This is a genomic window from Lysinibacillus sp. CNPSo 3705 (genome assembly GCF_028674935.1).
Taxonomy (GTDB): Bacteria; Bacillota; Bacilli; order Bacillales_A; family Planococcaceae; genus Lysinibacillus.
In genome coordinates, this window is record NZ_JAQZSD010000037.1 from 42,138 (window position 1) to 53,295 (window position 11,158).

An 11,158-nucleotide genomic window follows, 5' to 3' on the forward strand; every position below is an offset into this window, starting at 1 on the left:
TGTAATGCTACGGGACAACATACAGGGGTGACATTATAGATGCATTTACAATTTACAGATGAACAAATAATGATGCGTGATATGGTTCGAAATTTCGCTCAGGATAAAATCGAACCGTGGGTTGAACGAATGGAGGCAGGAGAATTTCCGCGTAAGCTCCTTACACAAATGGGGGAATTAGGTTTAATGGGGATTACGGCGCCTGAGGAATTAGGCGGCTCAGCGATGGATTTTACATCGTACATAATTGCTATCAATGAACTATCGAAGGTGAGCGCAGTAATGGGGGTTATTTTATCTGTGCATACTTCGGTAGGAACAAATCCCATTATTTATTTCGGCAACGATGAACAAAAGAAACGTTATGTTCCAAAGCTTGCTGCAGGTGAATATTTAGGGGCATTTTGTTTAACGGAGCCTAGCGCTGGTTCAGATGCTGGCTCTTTACAATCCAAAGCGGTGCGAGATGGAGATGAATATGTCATCAACGGCTCCAAGGTGTTTATTACAAATGGTGGAGAAGCGGATGTTTATATTGTCTTTGCCTCAACGAATCCTACTGAAAAAACACGTGGTATTTCAGCCTTTATTGTTGAAAAAGGAACTTCGGGCTTAATCGTAGGAAAAGATGAACAAAAAATGGGCTTACACGGCTCACGTACAGTTCAACTTACATTCGACAACTGTCGCATTCCAGCCGCAAACCTTCTTGGGGAGGAAGGGGAAGGCTTTAAAATCGCAATGGCCAATTTAGATGTTGGACGTATTGGAATCGCAGCACAAGCTCTAGGTATTGCTGAAGCAGCGCTAGAGGCAGCCACTGCATATGCCAAAGAACGTGTTCAATTTGGAAAGCCTATTGCAGCGCAACAAGGTGTTGGCTTCAAGCTTGCTGATATGGCGACTGCTGTGGAAGCAGTGAAATTATTAGTCTATCGGGCTGCGGATTTACGCACAAAAGGGTTACCGTGTGGAGCGGAGGCCTCGATGGCAAAACTTTTTGCCTCTCGTACAGCAGTGCAAACAGCGCTAGAAGCTATACAGATTTTTGGTGGTTATGGCTATACAAAAGATTATCCAGTAGAGCGTTATTTCCGAGATGCAAAAGTGACAGAAATATACGAGGGTACAAGTGAAATTCAAAAGCTAGTCATTAGTAAACATTTACTGAAATAAGGTTTGTTGCATTGTTGATTTTCCCAGGATAATGTCGATTGCTAACATAAAACGCTCGTGTAACCTGAAAACTGGTCAGGTCATGCAATGAATCGCTCAGTTACCTCAATGAACGGATCAGGTAACCAAAAGATTTGCTCAGTTTTCTCGAAGCAATATAGCAGGAACATGATCAAAAATTGAAATCAACAATATAGCACAAATAGAGTCTAACGAAAAAGGGGAAATGGACAATGAACTTTCAATTATCAGAAGAGCATGAGCAATTACGCGAAATGATTCGTGATTTTGCTATTAATGAAGTAGCACCAACAGCAGCTGAACGTGATGAGAACGAAGAATTTGACCGTGCAATTTTCGATAAAATGGCGGAGCTAGGGTTAACAGGTATTCCATGGCCAGAAGAATACGGTGGTGCAGGCTTTGATTATCTTGCATATGTCATTGCTGTAGAAGAATTATCACGTGTATGTGCTTCAACAGGGGTAACGTTATCAGCACATACTTCACTTGCTGGTTGGCCGATTTTTAAATTCGGTACAGAAGAACAAAAACAAAAATATCTTCGTCCAATGGCAGAAGGTAAACATATAGGTGCATATGGTTTAACAGAACCAGGATCAGGCTCTGATGCTGGTGGCATGAGAACATATGCAAAACGTGATGGCGATGATTATATTTTAAACGGCTCGAAAATTTTCATTACCAATGGTGGAGTAGCAGATACATATGTTGTATTTGCAGTAACAGATCCAGAAGCTAAACATGGCACAACTGCTTTTATCGTTGAAGCTGGCTTTGAAGGTTTCTCGGTAGGGAAGAAGGAGAAAAAACTAGGAATTCGTTCATCTCCTACAACTGAAATTATTTTTGATAACTGTCGCGTTCCGAAAGAAAACATGCTTGGAGCTGAGGGAGAAGGCTTTAAAATTGCGATGACAACACTTGATGGAGGACGGAATGGTATTGCGGCACAAGCTGTAGGGATTGCACAAGGCGCATTGGATGCAGCGGTTGAATACGGTAAAGAGCGCGTGCAATTTGGTAAACCGATTACTGCTAACCAAGGTGTCTCCTTTAAACTAGCGGATATGGCAACTCAAATTGAAGCATCTCGACTGCTTACATACCAAGCGGCTTGGTTGGAATCAAATGGTCTACCTTATGGTAAAGCATCTGCAATGGCAAAATTAATGGCTGGCGATACTGCGATGAATGTAACGACTGAGGCGGTTCAAGTCTTTGGTGGGTATGGATATACGAAAGATTATCCTGTTGAGCGCTTCATGCGTGATGCAAAAATCACACAAATTTATGAAGGTACACAAGAGATTCAACGGCTTGTTATCTCTCGTATGTTGACAAAATAACGTATGACAGGAAGAGATAAAAGACCCGAAGTACAGTCGACGGTTAAAGATGAAAATCTCATCGCCATTCGTCGAGAACAAATGATAGAGGGAGCCATTAAATTATTTAAAGAAAAAGGTTTTCATCGTGCTACCACGAGAGAAATCGCAAAAGCTGCAGGCTTTAGTATCGGAACATTATATGAATATATTCGTACTAAGGAAGATGTCCTATATCTTGTATGTGATAGTATTTATCACCATGCGATGGAGCGACTTTCTAGTTATGAGATTAAGGCAGGAACTATAGAAGAGTTAAAGGAAATGATTCGAGAGTATTTCTTGCAAATTGATAGTATGGTTGATGAGCTGACAATCATGTATCAGGAAACTAAATCATTATCAAAAGAAGCACAACGCTATGTATTTAGTAAAGAGTTTGAAATGGTTGGTACTTTTGAGCGATTACTACAACGCTGTGTGCAATCAGGTGAAATAACGATGACGGATCAACAAATTCACTTGGCAGCAAATAACTTAGTCGTTTCTGGACAAAGCTGGGCATTCCGTAAATGGGCGCTCCATCGTCAGCACTCTATTGACGAATTTATTGAAATGCAAATAACATTGTTTATTTCAGGCATAAAGGGGTTCTAATAAGTTTTTGTAAAGGGGTTGTCGGTAATTGCATAGTGCGACATTGCAATTACCGATTTTTTTATGCATTATGCTCTATAACACAAAGGTGTAATTGATTAAGGGGAGAAAGTGGGGATTTCATATGACAAAGGTAGAAGTATATCGTCCAAAAAATCACGTACGTTTTGTAACAGCATCTAGTCTTTTTGATGGACATGATGCTTCGGTTAACATTATGCGACGTATTTTACAATCCAGTGGTGTAGAAGTAATCCATTTAGGACATAACCGCTCCGTAGAAGAAGTCGTAAATGCTGCGATTCAAGAGGATGCACAAGGCATTGCAGTATCTTCTTATCAAGGCGGGCATATGGAATACTTTAAATATATGTATGATTTGCTACGTGAAAAAGGAGCACCACATATTAAAATTTATGGTGGCGGCGGTGGTGTTATTTTACCACGTGAAATTAAAGAGCTACACGCTTACGGGATTGCAGGGATTTTCTCGCCAGAGGATGGTCGCGTTTTAGGATTACAAGGGATGATTAATGAAAAAATTAAAGGGACTGATTTCCCAACCGCTACAGGTAACTATCAAGAAAAGTTGGATGCCTTAACACCAGAAACGCCAGAAATATTAGCAAATTTAATAACTGCTGCTGAGTCCAATGATGATGAAGAAACGAAAAAGATGCTAGAAGAAGCTCGCAAACGCTCAAAAGGAACACCTGTATTAGGTATTACAGGAACAGGTGGTGCGGGAAAATCTTCCTTAACGGATGAATTAATTCGTCGTTTCTTAAAGGAGTTTCCGGATAAACGCGTAGCTATTCTTTCTGTCGATCCAACAAAGCAAAAAACAGGTGGCGCTTTACTTGGTGACCGAATTCGTATGAATGCGATTTTTAATAATCGAGTATACATGCGTAGTTTAGCAACACGTGGATCTCGTACAGAGCTTACTGCTTCTATTGGGGACGTGCTAGACGTAGTGCGTGTCGCGGACTATGATTTAATCATTGTAGAAACAAGTGGTATTGGTCAAGGTGATGCGGAAATTACAAAATACACGGATCTTTCCATGTACGTGATGACAAGTGAGTTTGGTGCTCCAACTCAGCTTGAAAAAATTGACATGATTGATTTTGCGGATGTAATCGCCATCAATAAATTTGAACGCAAAGGCTCAGAGGATGCGCTACGTCAAGTGCAGAAGCAATATCAACGTTCACGAGAACTTTGGGATGAATCACTTGATAATATGCCTGTGTACGGTACGATTGCCAGCCAATTTAATGATAAAGGAACGAATGCTTTATTTGCTGCATTAATAAATATCATTAATACGAAGACAGGAAGTAATTGGGAAACGGGATATGAGCAATTTGCAAAAACTCAAAAGCAAGATGTTATCATTCCGAACGATCGTCGTTATTATTTACGAGAACTGACAGATACTGTGCGTGGCTATCATAAAAAATCAGCGCAACAGGTAGAATTTGCTCGTCGTCTATTCCAATTAGAGGGAGCTATTGCAGCGGTTAAGGAAAAAGCGCCAAATGATGCACTTATCGCATCTCTCACTTCTTTAGCAGAAGGCGTTAGAGATGAATTAACGGCTGAATCTAAACGTATTTTAGACAATTGGAATGCTTTAAAAGATGCGTATGCAGGAGACGAATTTGTCACGAAAGTTCGTGATAAAGAAATTCGAACAATTTTAAAGACAACAAGCCTCTCAGGTACAAAAATACCTAAAGTTGCTTTGCCGAAATTCGTAGATTATGGTGAAATTTTACGCTGGGTTTATAGAGAAAATGTACCTGGTGAATTTCCGTATACAGCGGGGGTATTCCAATTTAAACGTGAAGGTGAAGATCCGAAGCGACAATTTGCTGGAGAAGGAACGCCTGAGCGTACGAATAAACGATTCCATTATTTATCGAAGGATGATGATGCAAAACGTTTATCAACAGCATTTGATTCAGTAACGTTATACGGAGAGGATCCAGATTACCGACCAGATATTTATGGAAAGGTTGGAGAATCGGGTGTATCAATTTGTACGTTAGAGGATATGAAAAAGCTTTATGCAGGCTTTGATTTATGTGCACCATCGACTTCAGTATCAATGACAATTAACGGTCCAGCACCGGTTATTTTGGCAATGTTCATGAATACGGCTATTGATCAGCAAGTGAAACTACGTGAGGAAGAACTTGGTCGACCATTGACAGTTGAAGAATTTACAGAGACACGGGAGAAAACATTACAGGTTGTACGTGGAACCGTGCAAGCAGATATTTTAAAAGAAGACCAAGGGCAAAATACATGTATTTTCTCAACAGAGTTTGCGTTACGAATGATGGGAGATATTCAGCAATACTTTATCGATCATAAAGTTCGTAATTATTACTCAGTATCTATTTCTGGGTACCATATAGCCGAAGCTGGTGCGAACCCAATATCCCAATTGGCCTTCACATTAGCAAATGGCTTTACGTATGTGGAATATTATTTAAGTCGAGGCATGAATATTGACGACTTTGCACCAAATCTATCATTCTTTTTCTCTAACGGACTCGATCCAGAGTACACGGTTATTGGACGTGTAGCCCGTCGTATTTGGGCAATTGTAATGCGTGATAAGTACGGCGCCAATGAACGAGCACAAAAATTAAAATATCATATCCAAACATCTGGACGCAGTTTGCATGCACAGGAGATTGATTTTAATGATATCCGCACAACATTACAGGCGTTAATGGCATTACAGGATAACTGTAATTCATTGCATACAAATGCATATGATGAGGCAATTACAACGCCTACGGAAGAATCTGTACGTCGTGCAATGGCTATTCAAATGATTATTACGAAGGAACATGGCTTAGCGAAAAACGAAAATCCATTACAAGGGGCGTTTATCGTAGAAGAGTTAACAGACCTTGTAGAAGAAGCGGTACTTGAAGAGTTTGATCGTATCAATGATCGTGGTGGCGTCCTAGGTGCAATGGAAACACAATATCAACGTGGTAAAATTCAAGAGGAATCCATGTACTACGAGATGCTAAAACATTCAGGTGAGTTACCAATCATTGGTGTGAACACATACTTAAATCCGAATCCACCTTCAGAAGATGAAATTAACAATATGGAAATTGCGCGTGCATCGACGGAAGAAAAAGAGACGCAAATTCAAAATTTACATGCCTTTTGGAAGCAACATGAAGGTGAGAACGAAGCGGCCCTTGCTCGTTTACAACAAGTAGCTGTCAACAACGGCAATATTTTCGCGGAGCTAATGGAAACCGTAAAAGTCGCTAGCTTAGGGCAGATCACAAATGCTTTATATGAGGTTGGTGGACAATATCGTCGTAATATGTAATTGATAAACATGTGAATTTTCTTATTGTTTAACATTTATTCTATTTTGTGCAAAATGTTTGTGAAGTTTTAAGTGTCTAGTCCTAGGATTAGGCACTTCTTTTTATTTCCGTTATAATAAGAAATGTAAAAAAAGGGGAGGCGCAGTAGAATGATGAAATCAGCTATTAACTACATCATTATTTTAGCTTTGGTGGTAGGAGTTATTTTCCTGTATGATAAGCAATTTGGCGCTGTTCCTTTACTAATATTATCGGTCTATATGTTTTACTTAGGGATAAAAAAAATGCGTGATATAAAAAACAGTAATTGAAGCTAGCAAAGAGGATAAAACTTTGTATATAATGGGTATTATGCTTATGATATGGAAAGTTACTTTTGTGCGGCCTTTTTTGCTGCGCTCCGACAATAAAGCTATATAAATTTTAAAACGTCCATAGTGATGAGGGAAAGGAAGTGCACGAATGAATTTTCGTGAAATGACAAAAGAACAATTAACGGAAGAATCGTTAATTAACTTAGCGTACGCAATTTTAAATGAAAAACGTGCCTCAGTGTCTTTTAATGACTTATTAACAATTATTCAAGAGCTTGTAGGCTATAGTGATGAAGAAATGAAAGCTCGCCTGCTACAATTTTACACAGATATGAATGTAGATGGTCGCTTCTTATTTAATCAGGAAACTGGCTGGGGCTTACGTGAATGGTATAAAGTTGAACAGATTGAAGAAGAAACAGCTCCTTCTGTTAAAACTCATAAGAAAAAATCTAAAGCAGCCGTTGAAGATGAGGATGATTTAGATGAAGATCTAGATGAAGAAGATATTGACTTCGATGAAGATTATGAAGAATTCGTTGAAGATGAAGATGATCTAGATGAAGAAGATGGTAAAGAAGATATCGATTTTGATGAAGAAGATCTAGAGGACATCGATGAAGAAATCGACGAGGACTTTACTGAAGAAGATGAAGAAGAATTTGAAGAAGAGGACGAAATCTAACTTATTTCACCAAACAACTTCTGAAATAAGCTGATTCCGGACCCGATTATGCCGAGCCATAATTGATGATAATTACTCTTTGAAATTTTCTTTCTTTTATCCTTGTAGTAAAAAATCTTGACTTCTATCGCGGTTCCGTTTAATCTTTTACTTGGGCTCCTTAATTAAAGGAGAAAGACCGTGTATGTAATACGCTCCCCCTGCAAACCTATGCAGGAGGAGCGTTTTTTTATTTTTTTAACTATATTCAGTCAAGTTCTCCCATGTTTATAGCTACGGAATGAATATAAATGCTTTAAATTATTCATGATGTATAATAATCGGTGACTGCGTATATGTTAGGATGAAATTTTTAAAAGGAAAGTAGAAAAGAGATAGAAACGATTACAGCTTCGAATCGACTACAATTTTGTAGGCATTCTCGGCTTTTCTTATTTTAGGGATAAGAAATATCAATTTCTTAGGCCGTAGAGACATTTGCACCAATGCTCAAGATTACTTAGCTTAGGACGTGAATGCACTTTTCTTACTAGTAATTTCTAGAACAATATAAGGAGGAATTTTTTCATGACGAAGTATATTTTTGTAACAGGTGGGGTTGTGTCTTCACTTGGAAAAGGGATTGTAGCAGCATCTCTAGGTCGTTTATTAAAAAATCGTGGATTAGAAGTAACGATTCAAAAATTTGACCCATATATCAATATTGACCCAGGTACAATGAGTCCTTATCAGCATGGTGAGGTTTTCGTAACAGATGATGGCGCAGAAGCTGACTTAGACTTAGGTCACTACGAACGTTTCATAGATATTAACCTAGGAAAACATTCTACAGTAACATCAGGGCGTGTTTATCAGTCTGTATTACAAAAAGAACGCCGCGGTGATTACAATGGTGGAACAGTACAAGTAATTCCTCATATTACAAATGAAATCAAAGATCGTATTCAACGAGCTGGTCGCGAAACAAATGCGGATGTAGTTATTACAGAAGTAGGCGGAACAGTTGGGGATATTGAGTCATTACCATTCCTTGAAGCAATTCGCCAAATGAAAACGAATTTAGGTCATAACAATGTGATGTATGTTCACTGTACGCTTATTCCTTATATTAAAGCTGCGGGTGAGCTAAAAACAAAACCAACTCAGCATTCTGTAAAAGAATTACGTTCTTTAGGTATTCAACCAAATATTATCGTTGTACGTACAGAGCAAGAAGTGCCACAGGATATGAAAGAAAAATTAGCTTTATTCTGTGATGTTCAGCCACACGAAATTATCGAATCTCGCGATGCAGAACATTTATATGAAGTACCACTAAACCTTCATGCTCAAGATATCGATGATATCGTGCTTGACCATTTTGGCATTGAAGCACCAGAGGCGGATATGGAAGAATGGCGCGAGCTTGTAGCAAAAGTGAAGAGCTTACCAAATAAACGAAAAGTAGCATTAGTAGGTAAATATGTAGAACTACAAGATGCTTACATTTCTGTTGTAGAGGCATTAAAGCATGCAGGCTATGCATATAATTCTGATATTGAGATTGACTGGATCAATGCAGAACACGTGGATGCTGACAATGTTGTTTCACTATTAAAAGGTGCTGACGCCATTTTAGTTCCAGGTGGCTTCGGTGATCGTGGAGTTGAAGGTAAAATTTTAGCGACACAATATGCTCGTGAAAATAATGTACCATTCTTAGGTATTTGCCTAGGTATGCAACTTGCAACAGTGGAATTTGCTCGTAACGTACTTGGTTTACAAGGAGCACATTCTACAGAGCTTGATCCAAAAACAGAATATCCGATTATCGATTTCCTACCAGATCAAAACGACAATGTAGACATTGGTGGTACATTACGTTTAGGTTTATATCCATGTAAGTTAAAAGAAGGCTCAAAGGCGATCCAAGCTTATGGTCAAGAACTTGTTTATGAACGTCACCGCCATCGTTATGAATTTAACAATGAGTATCGTGAAGCGATGGAAGCTGAAGGTCTTGTCTTCTCAGGTACAAGTCCTGACGGTAAATTAGTAGAAATTATCGAGTTACCAGAAAATAATTTCTTCGTAGCATGTCAATTCCACCCTGAGTTGGTATCACGACCAAACCGTCCACAGCCATTGTTCCGTGATTTTATCGGAGCAACATTCAAATAATGAAAAAAGAGTTGTCTCAAGTGCTGAGACAACTCTTTTTTTGATAGAAAGAACTTGTTTCTCGATAAAAGTCCAAAATGTTTCGATAAAATGAGATTTTGTTTCGATAAAAGCTCAAATAGTTTCGATAAAGAGCGATTTTGTTTCGATAAATCTTCAAAGTATTTCTGTAATGTTAGATTCTTTACAGCTCTTCGTCATCAAGACCAAGCATTTCATCATACGCAATTTTTACTGCCTCATAAACAAAAAGGGCAGCAATAGCATGTGGCACGACTATGCGCTTGCCTAAATCGTTCGGTAATAAACCACCGCGCATGCGTGTTGAAATATACGTATACGCTAAATCTGCTAGTGGATTTTCAGAGTTATCGACTTCGCTAGCAACTGCTGCAAATGGAATAAACTGATTATTTAATTGCTGTGCTAAGGCTAATGCATCCTCATCGTGTGCACTACGTGTAAAAATGCATACTCGATCAGCTTCTGTGATCACTGTATCTTTTGTCCAAGGGACTAACTTGGTAAAACGTTCAACAGCTTGGCATGCATTTAATTCGACAACTTGCATTTCGCCAAAACATGCGAAATAGACATTGCCTTCACCAATACCCGCTTGTGCAAGTAATCGTGCTGTTTCTTCAATAGCTTCCTCTTCAGTTTGTGTTATTCTTTGTAATAATCCACTTAATTGTGTTGTTAGAATTTTTGACATGATCCCACCTCAATCAATATTATAGGTATGATAAGAGCATAAAGCAAAAGCAGATAATTTATAATACTAGAAGGTATTAAGAGGTTAAAGGAGAATAATACATAATATAGGAAGTTTTGTGTAAGAATAATAACTCAAAAAGGGCGGAATGAAATGTGAAACGATTACTAATTGTCGATGATCAACCAGGAATTCGTTTGCTTTTAAATGAAGTGTTGAAAAAAGAAGGTTATGTTACATATTTAGCTGCAAATGGTATGGAAGCGCTGAAATATGCTGAGGAGGAAATGGATTGTGTCCTATTAGACATGAAAATTCCAGGGATGGATGGCATAGAAATTTTAAAGCGCTTAAAAGAGAAGTGGCCACAACTTCCAGTATTCATGATGACTGCATATGGTGAATTGGACGTTGTACAGGAGGCATTAGATTTAGGAGCAATCCGATATTTTACTAAGCCTTTTGATATTTTTGAAGTGCGAGATGAAGTAAATAAAACATTAAAAGTATAGAAAAACAGGCAGTGGTCAACACCGCCTGTTTTTCATGATTGTTATAAGATTATTAGTAATTTTCTACCGTTTTATATTCACTAGCTGCCAAAATATATAACTCATCACCATAACATTCGCTTACGTGCAGAAAACAAGACGCTGTCGCTACGTTGCACTCCGCTTTCGCGTAGAAAATAAAAGCCCCTGCTTTTCAGGGGCTGAAACCTTCGTTTC

Annotated in this window: 9 protein-coding genes; 8 read left to right on the forward strand and 1 reads right to left on the reverse strand. The window is 38.6% G+C overall.

Annotated features, from left to right (window positions below):
• The first annotated feature begins 39 nt into the window (after window positions 1-39).
• The 7 genes from PVA17_RS15880 to PVA17_RS15910 all read left to right on the forward strand — a co-directional run bounded on the left by PVA17_RS15880 (window position 40) and on the right by PVA17_RS15910 (window position 9,715).
• Window positions 40-1,176, forward strand: a complete 1,137-nt coding sequence (locus PVA17_RS15880) for an acyl-CoA dehydrogenase (protein WP_274068230.1) — start codon at window positions 40-42, stop codon at window positions 1,174-1,176.
• Between the two features lie 233 nt (window positions 1,177-1,409).
• Window positions 1,410-2,546 (forward strand): acyl-CoA dehydrogenase, encoded by a 1,137-nt coding sequence (locus PVA17_RS15885; RefSeq protein ID WP_248717812.1) that lies wholly within the window; start codon window positions 1,410-1,412, stop codon window positions 2,544-2,546.
• Between the two features lie 3 nt (window positions 2,547-2,549).
• The gene (locus tag PVA17_RS15890; protein ID WP_274068231.1) at window positions 2,550-3,182 is read left to right on the forward strand and encodes a TetR/AcrR family transcriptional regulator; all 633 of its coding nucleotides are present in this window, start codon (window positions 2,550-2,552) and stop codon (window positions 3,180-3,182) included.
• Between the two features lie 124 nt (window positions 3,183-3,306).
• The gene (gene icmF, locus PVA17_RS15895) at window positions 3,307-6,555 is read left to right on the forward strand and encodes a fused isobutyryl-CoA mutase/GTPase IcmF (protein ID WP_274068232.1); all 3,249 of its coding nucleotides are present in this window, start codon (window positions 3,307-3,309) and stop codon (window positions 6,553-6,555) included.
• A gap of 150 nt (window positions 6,556-6,705) precedes the next feature.
• Window positions 6,706-6,867 carry a hypothetical protein gene (locus PVA17_RS15900; protein ID WP_248717815.1) on the forward strand — a complete coding sequence of 54 codons (162 nt, stop codon included), beginning with the start codon at window positions 6,706-6,708 and terminating at the stop codon, window positions 6,865-6,867.
• A gap of 151 nt (window positions 6,868-7,018) precedes the next feature.
• Window positions 7,019-7,555, forward strand: a complete 537-nt coding sequence (gene rpoE, locus PVA17_RS15905) for a DNA-directed RNA polymerase subunit delta (protein ID WP_274068233.1) — start codon at window positions 7,019-7,021, stop codon at window positions 7,553-7,555.
• Window positions 7,556-8,122: 567 nt separating this feature from the next.
• A complete protein-coding gene (locus PVA17_RS15910) occupies window positions 8,123-9,715 on the forward strand; it encodes a CTP synthase (RefSeq protein WP_274068234.1) in 1,593 nt (530 codons plus the stop codon).
• 184 nt (window positions 9,716-9,899) lie between these two features.
• Here PVA17_RS15910 and PVA17_RS15915 read toward each other — a convergent pair whose 3' ends face one another.
• On the reverse strand, window positions 9,900-10,430 hold the full coding sequence (locus tag PVA17_RS15915; protein ID WP_142509202.1) for a DUF2529 family protein: 531 nt from the start codon (window positions 10,428-10,430) through the stop codon (window positions 9,900-9,902).
• Between the two features lie 155 nt (window positions 10,431-10,585).
• Here PVA17_RS15915 and PVA17_RS15920 point away from each other — a divergent pair, with 155 nt between their 5' ends.
• Window positions 10,586-10,942 carry a response regulator gene (locus PVA17_RS15920; RefSeq protein WP_132360320.1) on the forward strand — a complete coding sequence of 119 codons (357 nt, stop codon included), beginning with the start codon at window positions 10,586-10,588 and terminating at the stop codon, window positions 10,940-10,942.
• Window positions 10,943-11,158: the final 216 nt, after the last annotated feature.

Bases quoted from the DNA above. Each gene is read 5' to 3' on its own strand.
- PVA17_RS15885 (WP_248717812.1), top strand. From the start codon at position 1,410: ATGAACTTTCAATTATCAGAAGAGCATGAGCAATTACGCGAAATGATT.
- PVA17_RS15915 (WP_142509202.1), bottom strand. From the start codon at position 10,430: ATGTCAAAAATTCTAACAACACAATTAAGTGGATTATTACAAAGAATA.
- rpoE (WP_274068233.1), top strand. From the start codon at position 7,019: ATGAATTTTCGTGAAATGACAAAAGAACAATTAACGGAAGAATCGTTA.
- PVA17_RS15890 (WP_274068231.1), top strand. From the start codon at position 2,550: ATGACAGGAAGAGATAAAAGACCCGAAGTACAGTCGACGGTTAAAGAT.
- PVA17_RS15910 (WP_274068234.1), top strand. From the start codon at position 8,123: ATGACGAAGTATATTTTTGTAACAGGTGGGGTTGTGTCTTCACTTGGA.
- PVA17_RS15880 (WP_274068230.1), top strand. From the start codon at position 40: ATGCATTTACAATTTACAGATGAACAAATAATGATGCGTGATATGGTT.
- PVA17_RS15900 (WP_248717815.1), top strand. From the start codon at position 6,706: ATGATGAAATCAGCTATTAACTACATCATTATTTTAGCTTTGGTGGTA.
- icmF (WP_274068232.1), top strand. From the start codon at position 3,307: ATGACAAAGGTAGAAGTATATCGTCCAAAAAATCACGTACGTTTTGTA.